Consider the following 20,953-nt stretch of genomic DNA (forward strand, 5'->3'; position numbering starts at 1 on the left):
TTCAATAATTTTTTGTTAGCGTGAAGGTCGAATAGACCGAACTTCATTATAACAAAACAGTTTTGTGTCACTAGGACTGGTTATTTAGACTCTCACCATATGAGTTTTTGTTACTTACCTAAGTAAGTGGCGTCCCCTAGGGGATTCGAACCCCTGTTACCGCCGTGAAAGGGCGGTGTCCTAGGCCTCTAGACGAAGGGGACACTATATTAATTTTAAACATTCGAAGTTTAAAACTAATTGATGTCACTAGGACTTTCGTTCAACGATGTGCTTGGTGGAGCTAGACGGGATCGAACCGTCGACCTCCTCGCTGCCAGCGAGGCGCTCTCCCAGCTGAGCTATAGCCCCTTTGCATACAGTAAATTCATCACTGTGCATCGCTGAGTGCGGTGCGCATTCTATGCAGGCAGGAAAATAAAGTCAACAATTTTTAATTAAGTTTTTTCTAATTGCCTTAAAAAGCACCCAAGAGGACACAATATAAACAAAACCCTCCTTAAATTCAAACAAACCTTTTGTTTTAGTTTGATTTTTGTACTGATTTACCCCTCCCTTCCCTACTCTAATTAACGACTGTGACAGGTTTTCACTTTTTCACTGGCCTAACTCTCAATAAATTGTTTAAAAAGCAACAATTACTACTACACCGCCTTAACAGCATTTGTTGAACACAAAAGCTAAGAGAAATAGCATGTCACGATGATAAAAAATCAGAACGTTGAAGGTTTTCAACTTCTGTCATTTAAACTCCTTATAATGAAGAACTATTGTAATTGGATTAATTTGCCTATAAATACAGCAAGCAAACGAAAATTTCATTTTTAAGTATTGACTCCTTTGCTTGGCTCCCTATAATAGCGCCCCACAGCAACGCGGTGTTATACACAATGTTTGTTGTAAAGTTTAGATATGGGTTGTTAGCTCAGTTGGGAGAGCATCGCCCTTACAAGGCGAGGGTCACTGGTTCAAGTCCAGTACAACCCACCATATCTAAAAATCTATATTGGGTTGTTAGCTCAGTTGGGAGAGCATCGCCCTTACAAGGCGAGGGTCACTGGTTCAAGTCCAGTACAACCCACCAATATAGACTGTAATTTGGGTGATTAGCTCAGTTGGGAGAGCATCGCCCTTACAAGGCGAGGGTCACTGGTTCAAGTCCAGTATCACCCACCAAATTACACTTATCCCGGGTTGTTAGCTCAGTTGGGAGAGCATCGCCCTTACAAGGCGAGGGTCACTGGTTCAAGTCCAGTACAACCCACCATTTAAAATCCGCATTGCGGTTGGATAATATCCATAATCTATATTGGGTTGTTAGCTCAGTTGGGAGAGCATCGCCCTTACAAGGCGAGGGTCACTGGTTCAAGTCCAGTACAACCCACCAATATAGACTGTAATTTGGGTGATTAGCTCAGTTGGGAGAGCATCGCCCTTACAAGGCGAGGGTCACTGGTTCAAGTCCAGTATCACCCACCAAATTACACTTATCCCGGGTTGTTAGCTCAGTTGGGAGAGCATCGCCCTTACAAGGCGAGGGTCACTGGTTCAAGTCCAGTACAACCCACCATTCTTACTTCTCTTTCTTTTAAACCACGTTTTTCTTCTTGAATTGTATTTTAAGTTCTATCTCAGACTGTTTTAAAAGTTTGAAGAAACGACTAGACTAAAATTATTGTTGGTAACACCCTGATACTGATATGGCCGTTCAACCATTTGTTAATTCAAAAATTTTAATTGTGGAAGAACAACCGCTCGCGCTCAGCTATTTGAAGCAATCATTAGAACGTTTAGCCTATCGCAATATATTTGTCGCAGAATCAGCAATCGTTGCAAAAGAAACCTGTGAGACCACTAAGTTTGATTTAATCATCTGCTCTTTCGACTTAAGTAAAAGACAAAACGGCTATCAACTATATGAAGAACTGCTAAAAAAACGATTGATCAAACGCAGCACTGGTTTTATTTTTACGTCAGCTGAAACAAGTCCCGAGCTGGTTCATAGCGTTGTTGAGCTGCAACCCGATGACTTTTTGGTTAAGCCATTTACCATCAAAGATCTACAATCAAGGATCGAACGAGTACTCAAAAGAAAGCAAAGCCTAAAGAAGCTCTATACCTTAATCGACGATCAGAACTACTCCAAAGCACTCAAGTTTATCAATGCTGAACTAGATGGGCAGCAGACAAGCTACTCAGTCATGTTGCTTAAATTAAAAGGCGAAATGCTACTCAAACTCAAACGGTTTGAGGAAGCGAAACAGTTTTATAAATCAGCGTTAGATTTGCAAAAATTTACTTGGGCCAAACTAGGCTTAGTTGAAGCCCTCATTGCTAACAATGAAGACTTGACGGCACAAAAACTATTAAAGGGGTTGATAGAAAAAAGTGAGACTCGACTTGCTGCATTGGATCTACTCGGGCGGTTAGAAATTAAATTAAACCAATTTGAACACGCCCAAAAAGCATTACATGAAGCATCGCAAATTGCCCCAAGAAACCTCTCTCGGCAAAAGTCTTTAAGTACCGTTGCGATGATTAATCATGATTACGAATGCAGTTACAATGCGCAAAAAGAAATTGCCAGCTTTGCCAGATACTCGATTCACGATAGCCCTGAGGTGTATTTAAATGCAGCAAGGGCCGGTATAGACTTCGCATTGGCAACCGATCAGCATGAGCAAATCAATAAAATTACGCGTCAAACACAGCAATATTTAAACGATTTAAAAAAGCAATTCCCTCACGCCATCAATCAAACTCAAATGGACGTGCTACATGCCCGCTTACATTACCTCAAAGACGAGCATAAAAAAGCACGCCAATTGATGGAACAACTCGATGATGAGCCTCAGATCCGCTCTGTAGACGCTGCTTTAGATAAAGCTAAGGCATTTCATGAATTAGGCTTTCAGCATAAAGCACAAGCGCTATTTGGCCAGATAATTGAGCACTGTGAACGCCACCAAAGCCAAGAAGACCCCGTTATGATGCATTATTTACAACAGCAGCATGACGAACGAAAAGACATAACTATGGGTCCCAAAGAGCTTAATAACCACGCAGTGAAACAGTTTAATAAAGGTCAACTTGATGTCGCCTTAGAGGCGTTTTCTCAAGCTTTTAGAGTGATGCCAAAAAATGCCAGTATCGCCTTAAACCTACTACAATGTCTTGCTGATGCAACAGGGAAAAAAGGTATTACGTTTAATACTAACCTTGCCAAAAAGTGTTTAAAAGTCTTACAAAATGCTGAGCTCGACCCTGATCAAGAAGTACGCTTCGATAAACTTATGGCACAAATGAGGGAAATGGGATTAGCGCAATAAACAGGGGTATCCCCCAATTATATGCGCCATATTTGCTTGCGTTAAGTAACTGTTTCTTGTTTGACCATAGCCAGTGCGTTAACACAATAACGCAAACCGCTCGGTTTAGGGCCATCAGGGAAAACATGACCTAAATGCGCATCACATACATTGCAGACAATTTCTACTCTGGTCATGCCATGAGTTGTATCCGCATGGTAGGCGATGGCATTTTTACTGGCAGGCTGAGTAAATGACGGCCAACCAGAGCCACTTTCAAACTTCTCTTGCGCATCGAATAACAGCTCACCACAACAGGCACATTCATATTGTCCAGGCTCAAACAAACTGCATGATTCAGAACTAAATGGACGCTCAGTGCCTTTATTTCGAGTAATATGAAACACAGACGGTTCGAGCAAAGCCTGCCATTGCATTAGACTTTTTTCGACTTTTCTGGGTGGAGCTGGGTTACCTTCGTTCGCCCACGTAAGTATATCTTTCCAAAGTAACATGTTGATATTCCCAAACTAGTTTAATTTTTATTATTAGAAGATAATAATAACTATCTCATCTATCACCGCGGCAGTACACTTGAAGCTTACACCCCATTGATGACACAACTAGGTCAGTCAGTGCCTTAACGCAAATAAAATGAATTCGTTACGGACTTAATTTTGAAGTTCAAGGCCTGATACGAATTAACCGTTTAATTAGGTCACAACAGATAGATAAAACACCCCAATATCATTTAGGCGCCTGGGCGCTTTCTCGTCAAGCTATTTTGCATCTGGTTCCGGCCAGTCGCCAAAAAAACAGGTTAAATAACGACTGTTGATCAGGTATAAGATTACCCAAGACACTAAGACAATTTGGCCGGCAAGATAGAATGAAAATTGATAGTGATTACTGGCTGCTTGCATAATTAACCAGCCACAATCTAAGACGGCAGCCAACAACATTGGCCAGCGCATATGACGCCATATACGCCCCCACTTTTGTGAACTCGTAGGCCGGCGCATAGAGAATACAACAGCGGGTAACAACGCAATTGCCGCAATACCTATGGCCACCAAAAAATTGCTCTTAGAAGGGAAGAACACACTCATAATGTCAAGGTCTGGTCGCCACGTCAGTGCTGACATCAACCAAACAAGGAAGGGACGAAGCAATACGAGTAAGGCTAAATTGAATCCAAGCGGCGTACGATAGACCCCATATTTATCCCAATATTCAGGCCCAAACCGACCTATTAACTTACTCACATTGTCCTCTCAAATACGACGTATTGGCTCCTCTTTGTAAGGAGCCTTATAATTATTATTTAACTCTGGTGTTGTTCAAATAAGGCGATTAAAGCAGCCTCATCCATGACTTCAACACCTAAGTCTTGTGCTTTTGTTAGTTTAGAACCGGCCTTTTCACCCGCGACCAAAGCATGCGTGTTTTTTGACACACTGCCAGCAACCTTTGCCCCTAATGCTTGTAATCTCGCTTTTGCATCGTTACGATTTAACTGGTTCAAAGTCCCGGTTAATACATAAGTTAGGCCTTCAAGCGGCTGTGACTGCTCAGTCGGTGCTTCAATATCAGACCAGTGAACCCCCACGTCTTGAAGCTCAGCAACGACCTGTTGATTATGCTGTTCACCAAAAAACGCATGGATATTGTGTGCCACAATAACACCAACATCACTCACTTCTTGTAAACTTTCAATGGAGGCATTCATCACATTTTCAAGTGTTAAGTAATGATTAGCGAGATTTTGTGCTGTCGCCTCACCCACTTCTCTAATGCCTAGCGCATATAAAAACTTTGCCAATGTAGTCTGTTTACCAACTTCTAGTGCATTGACTAAGTTTTTAGCTGACTTAGGCCCCATCCGCTCTAGCGACTCGAAATGGCCTTGACGCAACTTAAATAGCTCTGCTGGCGTTTTGATTAACTCCCTGTCCACCAGCTGCTCAACAATCTTATCGCCAAGCCCATCGATATCTAACGCTTTTCGCGATGAAAAATGCTTGATTGCTTCTTTTCTCTGCGCTTGGCAAACTAAACCACCAGTACAACGCGCTACAGCCTCTCCCTCTACACGTTCTACGTGAGAGTCACACACTGGACACGTTTTGGGAAACTCAATGTCGTAAGCCTCTTCGGGTCGCTTATCTAGTACAACCTGTGTGATCTGAGGAATAACATCCCCAGCCCGGCGAATAATGACATGATCTTTCACTTTGATCCCAAGTCGATCAATTTCATCTTGGTTATGCAAAGTCGCATTCGATACGGTCACACCGCCCACAAAAATAGGCTCAAGTCTAGCAACTGGGGTCACAGCCCCTGTGCGTCCAACTTGGAATTCGACATCCAGTAATTGAGTAATTTCTTCTTGTGCAGGAAATTTAAATGCAATTGCCCAACGAGGTGCGCGGGCAACAAAACCCAGTTGCGCTTGTTGTTGCTTATCATCGACTTTAATCACCACACCATCAATTTCATAACTCAATGCATCTCGACGCGTTAAGATATCTTGATAATAAGCTAAGGCTTCCGATACCCCGTCAACACGCTTCGTTTCAGGACACATGGGTAAGCCCCACTGTTTCAATTGTTCTAACTGACCATAATGTGTCTCAGCAAGTTCAGCGCCTTCTACTGTGCCCATTGAGTAGGCATAAAACATCAAAGGTCGCTTTGCGGTGATCTTAGAATCTAATTGGCGTAAACTGCCTGCTGCAGCATTTCTTGGGTTGGCAAACGTTTTTTCATCTTTGGCTAATGCTGTTTCATTGAGTCTTTCAAAACCAGCTTTATCCATAAAGACCTCACCGCGTACTTCAACCTCCGCAGGGATGTTATCACCTCGTAAGCGCAGTGGAATATTGCGAATGGTTTTTACATTTTCTGTGATGTTTTCGCCTACTTGGCCATCACCACGGGTGGCGGCTTGAACCAGTATGCCATCACGATATAAAATAGACACCGCCAGACCATCTAGCTTCGGTTCACAGCAAAATGCCAATTCACTGGATGCCAACAAGCGTTCTTTTATACGACGATTAAATGCGTTAAATTCAACCTCATCAAAGGCATTGTCTAAAGATAACATCGGTACTTTGTGTGTCACCTGATCAAATTTGCTCAGTGCGACTCCCCCCACTTTCTGCGATGGAGAATCAACTGTCAACAGCGCTGGATTCGCCATTTCCAAATCAGTGAGTTCACGCATTAACCTATCATATTCGGCATCCGGCACGGTAGGCATATCCAATACATAATATTTGTAATTATGCTCTTCCAGTTGTGCTTTTAATTCATTGATTCTATTGCTGATAGATTCCGACATTTCAACCTCTTAATAAAACAAAAGCCACCGGTCCGTACCAGTGGCTTACTCTATCTTTTTTGTTACCCGATACTCGGGTCATCTTGCATTTAAAACTTAAGCTGCAAATTCACGTACTTTTTCGACATACGTGCGAATGGTATCAACGGTCAACGGTTCGCGATTGCTGTCTAATACTTGCGCGCCAAACTCATCAGATAACTTTTTCGCCGCACCATGCAACATGTTAAACGCAGCCATGCTGTCGCCCTCACAGGGTAAGGTCATAAACAAGCTCACGCCGGCTGTGCTAAATTGCTCCATGTTATCAATATCAAATGTGCCAGGGTTATACATATTGACTAACCTAAACAGAACCGGACCATTACCAGAAGATTCTAAATGGCGATTAAAAAAGCCCTCTTCAGAGTATTTAAAACCAAGACTTAATACACTTGGCAGTAACTTAGAGCCCGCCATGGTTAGCCCTTCAGGCATTTGGATGTGTAAAATAATAAAATCTTGCGGCTCTGGTGCCGCTTGCGCACTGTGGCTTGATGACTCAGCACTTTGCGGTTCTGCAGGCTGTGACTGGGCGTCCGTTTGCTCTGTGTCAACCGTACTCGGGTGTGCTTCTTCCTCTACAGCAGCAAAGCTCATATCGCTTAGTTCAGGCTCTTTTGGCTTAGGGTCCTCGTTCGCAGTTGATAAGTCTTGTCTACGATCGTTTTTGTCTTCTTTTTTTCTAACAGACCATAGCCCATGTATCAGTAGCCCACCTATGATCAACGCACTGATCACGATTAATGCCCATCTTAATTCTGTGGCCATTGTTCACCTTTACTTTTGTTATGTATGTGCCATCTGCACTGCTTGTTCTATATCTACAGCAACTACACGAGAAACGCCTGGTTCCGCCATAGTCACCCCCGTCAGCCTTGCGGCCATTTCCATCGCCACTTTATTGTGGCTAATATAAATAAACTGTACCGCCTGAGACATTTCTTCTACGAGACGACAAAAACGTCCAACATTAGCATCGTCTAGCGGTGCATCTACTTCATCCAACATACAAAAAGGGGCTGGATTTAATCTGAAGATAGAAAATACCAATGATAATGCGGTCAGCGCTTTTTCTCCACCACTTAACAGATGAATTGTCGAGTTTTTCTTACCCGGTGGCCTTGCCATTATAGTAACACCACTTTCCAGTAAATCATCACTAGTGAGCTCTAAGTAGGCATTGCCTCCGCCAAACACTTTCGGAAACAACTCTCCCAAATCACGGTTTACCTGATCAAAAGTCGCTCGAAAACGTGTTTTGGTCTCCCTATCGATCTTTCTTATGGCATTTTCAAGGGTTTCCAATGCCGCAGTTAAGTCATCTAACTGCGTATCAAGATACGTTTTTCGTGCCAGTGCTTCATCAAACTCTTCAATGGCAGCCAAATTGACCGCGCCTAACATCGATAACTTTTGTACCGTGGCTGTTAGCTGACTTTGATACACGCCAACACTTAACTTTTCATCCAATGTAGCCAACACACCTTTTAACGTTTGTTTAAGCTCTAACAGCGGCTCAAGTGCGGCTTGAGCTTTAACAACTAAACTTTGTTCTTGTAATTGTAGCTGCTGTTTTTGCTCTTTGAGCTTCAAACTATTTGCTTGAGCATCCTGCACACTGCTTTGCTTTTCAGATAACTGTGTTTTTGCCTTTGTAACCTCTTGCTCCATATCTGTCAGTTTTTGTTGCTGTGTCTGATGCATGGTCAATAATGTCGTTATCTGGGTTTGCGTTTCTAATAGCGGTGCCTCTAGTTGCATTAACTGCTCGGCATTGGCTTCTAACGCAACCACACACTGCTGCATACTCTCTTTCAAATGCTGAGTCTTTGTCGCACTTATCTGTTGATCACTTTGCGCTTGCTGTAACGCTAACTTTGCCAGATGCACTTGCTCTTGTGCTTGAGTTTTACCGACGAGTGTCGCTTGTATTTTCTGTTTGTTCGCCTCTACGCGCAGTTTTTTTTCAGCTAATTCTGTTTGTAACCCCTCTAGCTGTTCAGTCACTTGTTGATGACTTGTCACACACTGCTGCACAAGCGTTTGCGCGGATGTGATTTCTTGTCGGATGTTTGTCAACTCTTCAGCGAGCTTATCAGATTGCGCTTGCCACCCTTGCTGCTGCAGTTCTAATACCTCTAAACGACTTTTATTAGCAGCAACTTGCTGTGCTACACCGTGCACTGCTTGCTTATTGTGTTCAATCGCCGTTTCAAGCTCAGTGTGCTTGGCAATAGAGCGTGCTTTATCTTTCTCGGCGTTATCAAAAGCCGCTTGCAATTTAGGTAAATCAACATTCAAGTTATCCAGCTTTTGATAGTTTGCCAGCTGGCTCGCGCTCCCCTCAGCGCGCGGCATTTTAAAATTATCACCATACACGCATCCCATATCATCAATGGCTAAGATAAAGTGTGCATCTGAAGTAAACACCCTAGATGAAGCCAACCATTTGATATGATTTAACACGCTGGGGAAAATACCAGACTCTATAAATTGAGCAACACTGTGTGGCTCAAGTGCCTGTGTATGAGCCCAAATTCCAGCACTCTTAGGCGCCTCACTCAATGACAACCCATTGAGACCCAGTAGCGCGCTTTCAACTATGTCAGCAAACCCTTCTTTCACTTTTAATTGAGCCAAAAAAGAAGGCTGTTGAGCCGCCTCAACTTCACCTAACAATGAAATCAATGTGTCGCGCTCTGCGGTACTTTGCACTAACTGCTGCTGCGCAGATTGAACACTATTTTCACTTTGCTGCACTTGCTTATCGCTATTTTGGCGTTGTTCTACCAATTTTTGTGCTTGGCTTTGCAAGCTCGCCATCTCTTTAAGCAGTGACTGTTGCTTTGCGCTTTCTTGCGCTAATAACTCGCTACTATCTTGCGTCGATAGTGTCTCACTATCGAGCACCAAACTAGCATGACGCTCTTCAACATGAAGCTGCCTTTGCTTTGCCTGTTGCAAAGCGACATTACTGTCTGCATGTTGCTCTTTTACCTTTGCCTCTTGCTCGATGAGTACTTTTAGTGTGTCTTCAACGTCATTATTTAATTGCTGATTTTGCTCATACAACGCCATTCGCTCTTCAAGCTCAGCCTCTACAAGTACTAAGCGCTCGGCCGCATCTTCGCACTTTTGCTGATGCAAAGTACAACTAGCTTGTTGCTCACTCAACAGAGCTTGTGCCTTGCCATGCTCCGATTGTAATTTTACTTTTGCTTCGCCCAATTCAACCCGCTTTTCTGTAAGATGAATTTTTTGCTGTTCAGCTCGGGTCAGCTCGGTATGTGTTTTATGTAAAGCTTGCTGCAATACATTGAGGGCATCGCTAAGATGAGTCACTTGCTGCTCAAAGCTTGCTACCACATCACTTTGCCCACCATGGGCTTGTTCTAAAAACTGTAGTTTTTCATCTAATTTAGCAATTTGCTGCACTTTTTGTTGCAGTTTATCGTTAAAGTCCTGCCACTTTAACACTGCCAATTGACCTTTTAAGGTTCGTTCTTTGGCTTTTAATTCCTTATACTTTCTTGCGGCTTCCGCTTGCTGGGCCAACCTATCAAGCTGCGATTGCAACTCTTTACGCATATCCAATAAACGCTCAAGATTATCTCGCGTGCTCTTTATTCGCGTTTGTGTTTCTCGTCTACGTTCTTTGTATTTGGAGACTCCGGCCGCCTCTTCTAAAAAGACTCTCAGTTCATGTGGCTTACTTTCGATAAGCCGCGAAATCATGCCTTGCTCTATAATCGAGTAACTACGAGGTCCCAATCCTGTGCCCAGGAAAATATCCGTAATATCGCGACGACGGCACTTACTGCCGTTTAAAAAATACAAAGATTGACCGTCTCGGGTCACTAAGCGTTTGATAGAGATTTGATTTCTGTCTGCCAGCGAACCAGGTAATGTCCCTCGGGTATTATCAAACATCAGCTCGACAGAAGCTTGTGAAATGGCTTTGCGATTTGTCGAGCCATTGAAGATAACATCTGTCATCGCATCACCGCGTAAGTTCTTAGCTGAACTTTCACCTAATACCCAGCGTACCGCATCAATAACATTAGATTTGCCACAGCCATTTGGCCCAACCACACAGGTCATTTGATCAGGAAATGGGATCTTAGTTGGCTCTACAAAGGATTTAAATCCGGCGAGCTTAATGTGACTTAAACGCATAGACAGAGTTGTTTATTTTTATTACTACAGTAACAGTTGAACATTAAATTGAGCGGCGAAAGTTATCAAGTATGATCCCCGTGGCCATCGCTACATTCAGTGACTCTGCTTGTCCATATGCGGGGATCGTAATCGGTTGGTTAACGTACTGCCCTGCTTGCTCACGGATCCCGTGTGATTCGCTGCCCATCACCAACACTCCTTGAACTGAGAATGTTGTTTTATGCACACTTTGTCCATCTAGATAAGCACCATAAATCGGCCCATCATACTGACTTAAAAACTGGTTTAAATCAGTCCTAACCACATTTACTCGGACAAAAGAGCCCATTGTGGCACTGATCACTTTTGGATTTAAGTGATCCGCACAATCTTCACTGACCACCACTTGCTTAAGCCCATACCAATCCGCTAAACGAATGATCGTCCCTAGATTACCCGGATCCGATACTCCATCAAGCGCTAACACAAGACCGCTGTTATCAATGTCTTTCGTTTCAGGAATAGGCACTATGGCAAGCGCGGCATTATTACTCACTAAGGTGCTCACCTTACTGAGTGATTGCTCATCACATTCAGTAACTGAGCACTGCTTTAAGGCTGTTTGATGCGTGCTGATAAATTGTGGCGTGGCAAATACCTGCTGTACTTCAACACCTGCTTGCAATAATTCCAAGACATTTTTTTCACCTTGAACAAGATACAGACCATGTTGTTTACGGTATTTTTTTTGTGCCAGAGCGCGAACAAGTTTTTGTTGATTTTTAGACAGCATACACACCTCATTTGGTTAAGGAGCGAAGTATATACACAATATAGAATAAAAGGCAGTGTAATTGCCCAAGACGAGGTAGGATGCACTACAAATGAGCAAAATAATCACACGCAGCTTACTTTGCACTCAGTGAAAAGAGTGATTACAATAGCGGCACAATATTCATGTGATACCGTTTGATATCACCCTCACCAACCCCTAGTTGAGACGCCGTTATGTCCGCAGAGCTTCACGTAATTCTTTTAAATGTTGTCATCCTCTTTATTGCTTATTTTGCGATATATCCAGCATATGCGGGAAATGACTTTAAAAAGATCTCTGCTCAGGATTTTATTGCTTCAATGGTCTCTTTAGGTGTTGCAGGATCGGTTTATTTTGCGACTGGTGTCGAATTCACTTTGTTCTTTTTTGAAGTTAACTGGGCATGGTTTACCTTAGTGAGCTTTACCATCATCGAGTTGCCATTATTTTATTGGTATGCCAAGCGCCATAATGTCAAACTGCCTTAGCCAACAAAAAGGCAATAAAAAAGGCATCATTAAGATGCCTTGGCTTTAATTTACATTAACTTTGGGGGAACTGTTACATTTCTTTATTGTGCAGGATTTGTGCAACCACATCTTTAAAATCATGACTCGGCTTCAAGGTTGAAATCACGCCATTACTGCTCTTAACCAGATCGATAATATCGAAATAGCCCACTGCTTTTTTCTGGCTATTTTGCACAAACAAATAAGATAGACCATCCGCTTCAATCGTCGCCTTGATATCACCTACATGCGCGTCAACCACCTGTGCTGTCGATATTTGTCTGAGCGAAGTCATCGGTACCATCATGTCAGCGACCATCAGCTCACTGCGACTCAAGCCCATGGTTTGCGCCTTTTCTAGCACGTTACGGCTACCCAGTTGGGCCAATGCGATTAACCCCACAGGCTCATTCGCTGAACTCATAACTAAAGCCACCGACTGATGCGTTTTGTTTAATACCAGAGTTGCATCGTCCAAACACGCATCAACATCAATATGTATTGCTGGCAATGGTCGGAGAAACTGCTCTGCTGGAAGCTGTTCAAATGTTTGAGTATTGGTAGTGACGACATTAAATGTATTGTTAATGACAGCGCCCTCGTCAACGGCTGCTGTTTTTAGTGCATGATAAAAGCTCATGATCCACCTCACGACGATTAATTAGAATTAATAATGTTGTTTTAAAAGGGGATTAATAAGCTGGAGGCGCGCGAATTCGAGTACTTTGCGGTTGAGAGTTAAAGGTGGCAGAAAAAACAGCCTGGATCTGTTGCGCATCAAGCTGAGTACTTTTTGATGCAACAAACGGCAAAGCTTCATCAATATCGACATCTAAAAACTGAATGTCTAAATCGGCAATAAGCTCTACAACCTGTTGTCTTTCTTCTGCTGCATGCGCACCCGCCGCCGTTACACAAAGTAACGTTGCTAAGCTGACTGCAAACAATAGATGAAAGACGCGCATGCTATTTTTTTCTCCATAAGAATCTAATAATTAGTGTATGGACTCACCTAACCGTTTACAAGGGGGAGGGGGCGAATATGTACCTAAGATAATTGTAAGAGAGTGTGACATAAGTTCATGAGACCAAGAAAATCAAGCTTTTGACGTAATTCAATGAGACGAAAAAATCACTCACTAAAATGACAATAACGATTATAATAAGCGTTAACTGTTCCCAATTTAGAGTTTACTTATGCAAATTACCAAAGGGATGGAGTACTTTATCGCTGGCTTCTCAATGCTTGGCCAAAAAGGATTAAAACGATTCGTCTTTATTCCGCTTTTGATCAACATCGTTTTATTTGGCGGCTCGCTTTTTTTCTTGTTTGACTGGTTAACACAAGGGTTTGAATACTTAAGCAGCGCCTTACCAAGCTGGCTCAGCTGGCTCGAATGGTTACTTTGGCCACTGGCCATTTTAATTATTTTGTTCAGCTACAGCATGGTATTTACAGTGATTACTAATTTTATCGCTGCACCTTTCAACGGCTTATTGTCTGAAAAAGTAGAATTACATCTAACAGGCCAGCCGATCAATGACGATGGTTTTGCTGATATCGTCAAAGATGTGCCGCGTATGCTGGGTCGGGAGTGGACTAAACTCTGTTACTACCTGCCTCGCGCCATTATTTTCTTTTTAATGTTGTGGATGTTACCCGTAATAGGACAAATTCTGTGGATCCTATTTACCTGCTGGATGTACAACGTGCAATATAATGATTACCCGTTTGATAACCACAAGATTAGCTTCACGCAAATGAAGCAAGATCTTAAAGGCCAGCAAGGGCTTTCATATGGATTTGGTTTTGCTGTTTTTGTGCTTACAGCCATCCCGTTTGTTAACCTCATAGTGATGCCTGCAGCAGTGTGTGGCGCAACCAAGCTCTGGGTAGAAAATTATCGCGGTAACTACCGCTAACGGCTCATACAAACGTCATAATTCATACCGATAATAGTTAAAAAAACAACCTTACTGGGACGTTATGCAATTTTTAACTACTATCGTACTTACTGGGGCACTGCTATGCAGTGCCTATTCACAGGCCACTGCACAGCTAGGCCCTCGACCATTTTATTTAGTCGATCAAATGGCCCCTAGCGCTTTAAAAACAAAACTATCACGATGTATGAATAGGCCCGTATTTAAAAGTGACTTTTCTATTGGCCACCGTGGTGCGCCTACACAATTTCCTGAACATACCAAAGAATCATATCTAGCAGCTGCGCGCATGGGAGCGGGTATCCTTGAATGTGATGTTACATTTACCAAAGATAAAGAACTCGTTTGTCGCCATGCACAGTGCGACTTGCACACCAGTACCGACATTTTGCTGCGCCCCGAGCTTGCCGCAAAATGTAGCCAACCTTTTACACCTGCAAACCCAGAGACTGGCGCACCTGCCAGCGCGAAATGCTGTACGTCAGATTTAACGCTCAATGAATTTATGCAACTTAAAGGTAAAATGGATGGGGCCAATCCAAACGCACAGTCACCTCAAGAGTACGTTAAAGGGACTGCCAATTGGCGAACAGACTTATATTCTGCTTCAGGGACTTTAATGACACACGCGCAAAGTATTGAGTTGTTTAAGTCTTTGCGAGTCAAAATGACACCAGAATTAAAAGCCCCAGCGGTCGATATGCCATTTAACGGGATGACTCAGCAAGATTATGCACAGAAAATGATTAATGAGTATCGCTTGGCAGGCGTCTCTCCTCGTAAAGTATTCCCTCAATCATTCAACATTGAAGATGTACAATATTGGCGACATCAAACACGCTTCGGTAGACAAGGGGTATATTTGGATGGGCGCTACAGTGATGAGAATTTTGACCCTAATAACCCTTTGAGTTGGCAACCAAGCATGGATGAAATCAAAGCCAGTGGAGTGAATATTATCGCGCCGCCACTGTGGGTGTTATTAACATTAGACGAAACAGGTAAACTTATCCCCTCACCCTATGCAAAAGCAGCCAGTGCAGCAAATTTAGATATTATCACTTGGACACTTGAACGTTCAGGCTTAATTTCCCAAAACGGGGGATGGTATTACCAAGGGATCAATGACGCAATCAAAAATGAAGGCGACGTCTATACCGTATTGGATGTACTGGCAAAACACGTTGGCGTTAAGGGCGTCTTTAGCGACTGGCCTGCGACCACCACATTTTATGCAAACTGTATGAACCTGTATTAACCCTTTCAGTGCGATGTGCAATCTACTTTGCACATCGCACCTGTTACAACACGCTTAGAAGTACTTGCTTGTACCGATCGTGCCAGGGCCTGTGATTGGCCCAGTGATGGTACCTGGATTTGTGATTGTGCCAGTGTAAGGACCATCTGGATCTGTTGGACCTGTCTGAATAATCGTGCCATGTGGCGTCACTGTGCCGATATGATCGCCACCCAAATTGACATACGCACCATCTGCGCCACCGATATGGTTGGTCATCTTTGATGGGATAACGGCAGCATCTTGAGAAAGCGCTTTTAATTTACGTTTTTTAAGATTTAACATTTTTAACTCCTAATTAAAATCGCCTCAAATACTACAAACCAATTAAAGTTCAGCAACTTATACAATAAAATCAAAATAAAAAATTAGTCGAAATAATATAAATGTACATTTTTTAGCACACTCATATTCTAATAAAAACCCATTAATTAGAGTTTGATAACAAAAATATAAGGCAAATATGCAGCGCAATTTGCCTTATCTATGACAAGTGAAGTGAATTTACACTTCGATTGACTGGCCGTGATTTAAACGGTTGGTAGGGTCTAATAAACGTTTTACTTTTTGTAACCTAGGATAATTGTCTTTGTAATAAAGGTATTGCCAATTCACAATATCCATATCTGCGTAATTGACATAACAGCCATCCATAACACCATCAGGCACCGGACCTTTTTCCCCATACATCTTATGATAAAAGCGATTCATCCACTCTAAATGATATGGGTCTTGGCTGGGATCAAACCAATAGGTTTGATATTGCAGCTTCATCACAGAACTGCGATGTGATACCGCCGTGTCTTCAGGTGACAGCGCATTAATTTGTCCGCCATACGATGATAACTGCAACGTACCGCTTGGGTTTAAGTAGTCACCATGTCTGAGCTCATCCCACAAAGTCCGAATTTGCGCTTCTGGAAAGGGCTTATTCATATAGGCAGACTTGTTTTTACCTCGGGCACCTATCAAGGGCCCCGCCGCATACTGGGTACCATACCACCAAGGCAAACTAAAATAACTGCCCGGCGGCGTGGGCCTTGGCGGTGCATCTTCTTGGCTCTGTATCCCCATGTGATCAGAAGTACGCAAACCCACTTTGGCTTGCGCCAATTGCGCCGCAGAAAAAATAGCATCTAAAAACTCATCAATTAAACCAGGGTTACCTGCGCAGAATAACTGTAAGCGAATGCTGCCCCCACCTCCTACAGATTTTGGCATAGACATAGATGTATGCAGTGCATTAAAACGGCTCTCTGGGCCATTATTTTTGGTCCAAAACTCGCCGTAATTTTTAATCAAGGCTGCAAATTGCGGATAGTCTAAGCTTGTCCATGGCAGCGACACCTCTTGTGTATGAATAAAAGCAGGTACGTCTGGTAAGTCTTTGAAAAAGTATTTGGTTACGATACCAAAGTTACCACCACCTCCGCCTTGGTGCGCCCAGACAATGTCATCCGCCTGTGCAGATTGGCCTTTAAAGTATTTACGCGGGTAAGTAGCCTGACCACCCCACTCACTAAATGCCACCAGCTCTACACCAGCCAAATAATCGCTCGACAAGCCATATTGACGTGAATGTACACCAAACCCACCGCCACAGACATGACCACCAATCCCGACGCCAAAACAAGACCCAGCTGGAATTATTTTGCCAAACTCTTTAAATAGCGTTTTATAGGTATGCCCTAAATTAGCCCCCGCTTCCACTACGTAATAGTCACCATCTTTGTAAATACGGTCCATATTACTGATGTCGATAACCACCCCATTGTCATTATCAACAAACCCTTCATAGCAATGCCCGCCTGAGCGCACGGTGATGCGTTTGCCCTGTGTGATCGCATCACGGGCAGCCATATACACTTCATGGGCAGAGCTACAGGCACCGATGTAAGTCGGCTGACTTAAAAAGCGCATATTAGACCCCAGTAACATAGAGATATACCGCGGATCATTACCAAATACTTTGTGATATTGCCCATACTCTCCACGGGCCTCTGCAGGCGTTGATTGCAACGCCAAAGGTGCAGCCCCAACCACCCCACCGACTGCCAGTGACTTTTTCAAAAAACTACGGCGAGATGTTTGCTCTGTTGCCTGTAACACTAACTCTTGTTCTTTATTATCCATCGTACTGTCCTTACATGTTATTGTTATTGGTCACACAGCGTCCTGCCACTATCCAAACCCGACACGCTACAGCATGCGACGTGTCCAATGTAGCAATAAACAAAACAAGCACTGTATATAAATTAGACTAAAGGCGTAGATTCAAAAGGCACTAATAGGAACTAAAAACAAGCATTGTAGATACCTTTATTGATAGTAAGTAATTACACTCACAATGTATCAAAATATTTCTTCTACATATGAGGGGTTTTGGTGGTGGGTTAAGCCACATCCATGTGACTAGAAAATAGTGATTAACTATACAAATTTTGTGGGACTTTTAAGACCTGAATATGTACGGTGACTTCTTCGCGGTCATGATATAAGTGCTTGGCTTGGAGCTGATAACCTACATTGTAATGCGCCAACTCATCATCAATCAGCTGCAAACATTCATACACGCTATCAAAGCGCTTTTTCATCGGCAGCTTGAGGTTAAATATTAACTCTTTAACAAAGCCATTGACTATCCAATCAATCATCAATTGCGTTACTTTGCTCGGCTTTTCAACCATGTCACACACCAACCAATCAATGTTGCGCTTTTCTGGGCGGTATTTAAAACCATCTTCTCGAAAGTGCTTCACTTGACCACTTTCCATCAACTTGTCGTTCATTGGACCGTTATCAATGGCCGCGACAAACATGCCACGTCTAACCAATTGATACGTCCACCCTCCAGGACAAGCGCCTAAATCGACACCGCGCATACCCGGACGAACGCGATCTTCCGCTTGCTCCTTAGTTAAAAAGACATTAAAAGCTTCGTCTAACTTTAACGTTGAGCGACTTGGACCGTCTGCAGGCATTTTAAGCCTCGGGATCCCCATAAAAAATGGTGAGTTGTTGTCGCTAAACGAGTAGCCCACATAAGCTGTATCGTTTGCTAAAAACAAAACATGCAACACAGGCTTTTGCGGTTTCACGTTACGCGTTAGCTTATTTTGCTTTTCAAGCGATTTAGCCAATGGCGTCGAGACCTTCTTACAAAACTTCGACAGCTCTTTGCCTTCGTTTGTGTCTGGTGTTTCTACACGGAGATCGCCACACAAAGGGAAATCCGCCACACATTGCTTAATTTCTCCGACGCGATCTTCCAATGGCATATTTGTCAGCAAAGTGCCTGCAAACCATTGTCTTGCAAATACCAAGCTCTTAAAGTCGATTTGTTTGACCAGTCGCTCAGCCTCTTCTTTGGCGTAACATTCAAAGGTCACAAACCCAGTATTTGGCTTCGCTTTGACATAACCGGCAACGCCTTGCTGCATCGCATGGTGATTAATTTCAGCAGCTGCATCACTTTCAAAACCGCTACGACAGTAAATTACTACACTCGACATTGTTTCAATACTTCCAAAGTTAAAGAGTTTCTAAGATTAAAGAGGTTGCCTAGCAGCTTTTACAATTAGTATTAGCCAACCAATAATAAAACACACTCCACCAATGGGAGTAATGGGCCCTAGCCACTTCGCGCCAGTCAGAGCCAACAGGTATAAACTGCCACTAAATAGCAAAATACCCATAATAAAAGCATGGCCTGCCCATTTAAGTTGCATGCCCCACTTAATCAACAGCGCCACAGCGATGAGCGCCAAACCATGTGTCATTTGATAGTGTGCTGCAGTTTTAAAAATATCCACAGCATAGTCACTCACATGGTGTTTCAAGCCATGTGCAGCGAATGCGCCTAATGCCACTGATAACATGCAAAAGAGGCTGCCTGCTAATAAAAATAGTTTAGCCATGGCAATTATCTCGAATAAATTGCACTGCTTTTTGTGCTGCAGCATCGCGATTTTGCACTTCAGTTATGCCACTTGCCTTACGAGGCTTGAGTGAGTGATCGCCATCTGGCAACCAAAAGTATTCAGGTGTCGCATCCAATTGCAAAGCGCTCACTTCAGTTTTATTGCCAAATGTATCTCGCTCCCCCTGCAACACTAAAAACGGACACGGTATGTCACCAAAGTGCTCTATTCTTAACTTTTCAGATTTGCCCGGTGGGTGGAATGGATAGCCAAACGCTAACACGCCTTTAACCCTGACTGTTGTCTCACATACCAACATAGACGCCATACGCCCCCCCATTGACTTACCGCCGATAAATATCGGCAACGTATCATCGAGCTGTGACAAAACCTGTTCGTAACACGCTAATAACTTGGGTGCTCTGTCCGGCGGACGCTTTTTGTTTTGCGCCTTGGCCGTGGCCATATACTCAAAGTCAAACAGTGCGACATCAATACCTTGTTCAGAAAGCTTAATCGCCATATCTTGCATAAAGTCTGAATCACACCCCGCACCTGCGCCATGGGCAAATACAAACTGTGCCACAGGGTTTTGGGCTTTGTGCCATTCAATGGCGACCTTATCACTCATAGTTAAAATACCTTATTATATTTGTTCTTGCTCAACCATGCTGAGCATCCACTCTTTAAACGACACGATTTTACCCAGCTCAGCCTGAGATTCTCGGAAAACCAGATAATATGCATTTTTACTTTCCAAGCTATGACTAAACGGGATGACTAGGCGACCGGCATCGAGATCTGGTTTTGCCAGTACACTGTTACCCAATGCGATACCTTGCCCGTGCACAGCCGCTTGCAATACCATCGACGAGTGACTAAAAATAGGGCCGGTATTGGCCGGTACATTGCGTACTCCGGCCGTTTTGAGCCACGACTTCCATGAGCGACGTGTCGTATCATGCAATAGATTATGATTTGCCAAATCACTGGGTTGGTTGAGGGGCTTTGGACCATTCAGAAGCAAAGGACTACATAAAGGCACCAGATATTCAGTATGCAACTTATGGGTCTGTACGCCACTCCAATTGCCTCGGCCATAATAAATTGCCACATCAACATCATCAGTCAACGAGTTTTCATCCTGATCTTGTGCTTTGATCCGCACATCGATATCGGGAAACAATTCATTGAATTTACTTAACCGTGGCACTAGCCATTGAATGGCAAAACTTGGCGTTAAACTTACCGTGAGCGAGCCCTTTGCACCGCGCGCCAGTAGCTTTTCTGTTGCATCAATCAGTTGTGAAAAGATGTCTTTAATATCTAAAAAATAACCTTGTCCTTCTTCGGTCAATAACAAGGATCGATTTTTTCTGAGGAACAGCTTTAACCCCAAGTGTTCTTCAAGCGTTTTTATTTGGTGGCTGATAGCGGCTTGTGTCACGAAGAGCTCTTCAGCGGCTTTGGTAAAACTCAAGTGCCTGGCTGCTGCTTCAAACGCTTTTAAAGCATTCAGTGGTGGTAACCTTCTTGCCATAGCAGGACGCCTTTACATGTTGTTATATTTTATGTTGTTGTATCTTTGGGCAACCACCATCCTATGGTCACTGCC

At 43.3% G+C, this 20,953-nt stretch carries 18 protein-coding genes and 9 tRNA genes; 11 read left to right on the plus strand and 16 right to left on the minus strand.

Features of this window, described 5'->3' with window-relative positions; all coding sequences use genetic code 11:
- Nucleotides 1-127: 127 nt before the first annotated feature.
- Together N473_RS18005 and N473_RS18010 are read right to left on the minus strand one after the other, a co-directional pair.
- Nucleotides 128-203 (minus strand) — tRNA-Glu (locus N473_RS18005).
- A 72-nt stretch (nucleotides 204-275) separates the two neighbouring features.
- Nucleotides 276-351: transfer RNA gene (locus tag N473_RS18010), tRNA-Ala, on the minus strand.
- A 563-nt stretch (nucleotides 352-914) separates the two neighbouring features.
- On the opposite strand from N473_RS18010, the gene N473_RS18015 reads away from it, so the two are divergent.
- From N473_RS18015 to N473_RS18050, 8 genes are all read left to right on the plus strand, one after another.
- A tRNA-Val gene (locus N473_RS18015) sits at nucleotides 915-990 on the plus strand.
- A gap of 18 nt (nucleotides 991-1,008) precedes the next feature.
- Nucleotides 1,009-1,084 (plus strand) — tRNA-Val (locus N473_RS18020).
- 16 nt (nucleotides 1,085-1,100) lie between these two features.
- Nucleotides 1,101-1,176, plus strand: a tRNA-Val gene (locus N473_RS18025).
- Nucleotides 1,177-1,191: 15 nt separating this feature from the next.
- A tRNA-Val gene (locus tag N473_RS18030) sits at nucleotides 1,192-1,267 on the plus strand.
- 44 nt (nucleotides 1,268-1,311) lie between these two features.
- Nucleotides 1,312-1,387, plus strand: a tRNA-Val gene (locus N473_RS18035).
- A gap of 16 nt (nucleotides 1,388-1,403) precedes the next feature.
- Nucleotides 1,404-1,479 (plus strand) — tRNA-Val (locus N473_RS18040).
- A gap of 15 nt (nucleotides 1,480-1,494) precedes the next feature.
- Nucleotides 1,495-1,570, plus strand: a tRNA-Val gene (locus tag N473_RS18045).
- A 130-nt stretch (nucleotides 1,571-1,700) separates the two neighbouring features.
- The gene (locus tag N473_RS18050; protein ID WP_039608417.1) at nucleotides 1,701-3,329 is read left to right on the plus strand and encodes a response regulator; all 1,629 of its coding nucleotides are present in this window, start codon (nucleotides 1,701-1,703) and stop codon (nucleotides 3,327-3,329) included.
- 41 nt (nucleotides 3,330-3,370) lie between these two features.
- On the opposite strand, the gene msrB is transcribed toward N473_RS18050, so the two are convergent.
- From msrB to N473_RS18080, 6 genes are all read right to left on the minus strand, one after another.
- Nucleotides 3,371-3,823, minus strand: coding sequence for a peptide-methionine (R)-S-oxide reductase MsrB (gene msrB, locus N473_RS18055; protein ID WP_063369130.1), 453 nt, complete (start codon nucleotides 3,821-3,823; stop codon nucleotides 3,371-3,373).
- A gap of 264 nt (nucleotides 3,824-4,087) precedes the next feature.
- Nucleotides 4,088-4,561, minus strand: a complete 474-nt coding sequence (locus N473_RS18060; protein ID WP_063369154.1) for a DUF2919 domain-containing protein — start codon at nucleotides 4,559-4,561, stop codon at nucleotides 4,088-4,090.
- Nucleotides 4,562-4,632: 71 nt separating this feature from the next.
- The gene (gene ligA / locus N473_RS18065; protein WP_063369131.1) at nucleotides 4,633-6,654 is read right to left on the minus strand and encodes an NAD-dependent DNA ligase LigA; all 2,022 of its coding nucleotides are present in this window, start codon (nucleotides 6,652-6,654) and stop codon (nucleotides 4,633-4,635) included.
- A 96-nt stretch (nucleotides 6,655-6,750) separates the two neighbouring features.
- Nucleotides 6,751-7,464, minus strand: a complete 714-nt coding sequence (zipA, locus tag N473_RS18070; protein WP_063369132.1) for a cell division protein ZipA — start codon at nucleotides 7,462-7,464, stop codon at nucleotides 6,751-6,753.
- Between the two features lie 18 nt (nucleotides 7,465-7,482).
- Nucleotides 7,483-10,872, minus strand: coding sequence for a chromosome segregation SMC family protein (locus N473_RS18075; RefSeq protein ID WP_063369133.1), 3,390 nt, complete (start codon nucleotides 10,870-10,872; stop codon nucleotides 7,483-7,485).
- A gap of 43 nt (nucleotides 10,873-10,915) precedes the next feature.
- On the minus strand, nucleotides 10,916-11,647 hold the full coding sequence (locus N473_RS18080; RefSeq protein WP_063369134.1) for a TrmH family RNA methyltransferase: 732 nt from the start codon (nucleotides 11,645-11,647) through the stop codon (nucleotides 10,916-10,918).
- A gap of 215 nt (nucleotides 11,648-11,862) precedes the next feature.
- On the opposite strand from N473_RS18080, the gene N473_RS18085 reads away from it, so the two are divergent.
- On the plus strand, nucleotides 11,863-12,156 hold the full coding sequence (locus N473_RS18085) for a hypothetical protein (RefSeq protein WP_063369135.1): 294 nt from the start codon (nucleotides 11,863-11,865) through the stop codon (nucleotides 12,154-12,156).
- A gap of 73 nt (nucleotides 12,157-12,229) precedes the next feature.
- Here the strand turns inward: N473_RS18085 and N473_RS18090 are convergent, their stop codons facing one another.
- Together N473_RS18090 and N473_RS18095 are read right to left on the minus strand one after the other, a co-directional pair.
- Complete coding sequence (locus N473_RS18090) at nucleotides 12,230-12,817, minus strand: hypothetical protein (protein ID WP_063369136.1); 588 nt, start codon at nucleotides 12,815-12,817, stop codon at nucleotides 12,230-12,232.
- A gap of 52 nt (nucleotides 12,818-12,869) precedes the next feature.
- The gene (locus N473_RS18095; protein WP_063369137.1) at nucleotides 12,870-13,142 is read right to left on the minus strand and encodes a hypothetical protein; all 273 of its coding nucleotides are present in this window, start codon (nucleotides 13,140-13,142) and stop codon (nucleotides 12,870-12,872) included.
- A gap of 232 nt (nucleotides 13,143-13,374) precedes the next feature.
- Between N473_RS18095 and cysZ the strand changes: the two genes are divergently transcribed.
- Nucleotides 13,375-14,100 carry a sulfate transporter CysZ gene (cysZ, locus tag N473_RS18100; RefSeq protein ID WP_063369138.1) on the plus strand — a complete coding sequence of 242 codons (726 nt, stop codon included), beginning with the start codon at nucleotides 13,375-13,377 and terminating at the stop codon, nucleotides 14,098-14,100.
- Nucleotides 14,101-14,164: 64 nt separating this feature from the next.
- Nucleotides 14,165-15,379 carry a glycerophosphodiester phosphodiesterase family protein gene (locus N473_RS18105; RefSeq protein WP_063369139.1) on the plus strand — a complete coding sequence of 405 codons (1,215 nt, stop codon included), beginning with the start codon at nucleotides 14,165-14,167 and terminating at the stop codon, nucleotides 15,377-15,379.
- A 54-nt stretch (nucleotides 15,380-15,433) separates the two neighbouring features.
- On the opposite strand, the gene N473_RS18110 is transcribed toward N473_RS18105, so the two are convergent.
- The 6 genes from N473_RS18110 to N473_RS18135 all read right to left on the minus strand — a co-directional run bounded on the left by N473_RS18110 (nucleotide 15,434) and on the right by N473_RS18135 (nucleotide 20,878).
- On the minus strand, nucleotides 15,434-15,703 hold the full coding sequence (locus tag N473_RS18110) for a hypothetical protein (protein WP_063369140.1): 270 nt from the start codon (nucleotides 15,701-15,703) through the stop codon (nucleotides 15,434-15,436).
- Nucleotides 15,704-15,922: 219 nt separating this feature from the next.
- Complete coding sequence (locus tag N473_RS18115) at nucleotides 15,923-17,551, minus strand: FAD-dependent oxidoreductase (RefSeq protein WP_063369141.1); 1,629 nt, start codon at nucleotides 17,549-17,551, stop codon at nucleotides 15,923-15,925.
- Nucleotides 17,552-17,844: 293 nt separating this feature from the next.
- Nucleotides 17,845-18,930, minus strand: a complete 1,086-nt coding sequence (gene rlmM, locus N473_RS18120; protein ID WP_063369142.1) for a 23S rRNA (cytidine(2498)-2'-O)-methyltransferase RlmM — start codon at nucleotides 18,928-18,930, stop codon at nucleotides 17,845-17,847.
- A gap of 36 nt (nucleotides 18,931-18,966) precedes the next feature.
- Nucleotides 18,967-19,335 carry a DUF423 domain-containing protein gene (locus tag N473_RS18125; protein ID WP_063369143.1) on the minus strand — a complete coding sequence of 123 codons (369 nt, stop codon included), beginning with the start codon at nucleotides 19,333-19,335 and terminating at the stop codon, nucleotides 18,967-18,969.
- Nucleotides 19,328-19,969 (minus strand): alpha/beta family hydrolase, encoded by a 642-nt coding sequence (locus tag N473_RS18130; RefSeq protein WP_063369144.1) that lies wholly within the window; start codon nucleotides 19,967-19,969, stop codon nucleotides 19,328-19,330. The genes N473_RS18125 and N473_RS18130 overlap by 8 nt, the downstream gene beginning before the upstream one ends.
- A gap of 15 nt (nucleotides 19,970-19,984) precedes the next feature.
- On the minus strand, nucleotides 19,985-20,878 hold the full coding sequence (locus N473_RS18135) for a transcriptional regulator GcvA (RefSeq protein ID WP_063369145.1): 894 nt from the start codon (nucleotides 20,876-20,878) through the stop codon (nucleotides 19,985-19,987).
- Nucleotides 20,879-20,953: the final 75 nt, after the last annotated feature.

Origin of the sequence: Pseudoalteromonas luteoviolacea CPMOR-1, from assembly GCF_001625685.1 — a bacterium.
GTDB lineage: Bacteria > Pseudomonadota > Gammaproteobacteria > Enterobacterales > Alteromonadaceae > Pseudoalteromonas > Pseudoalteromonas luteoviolacea_K.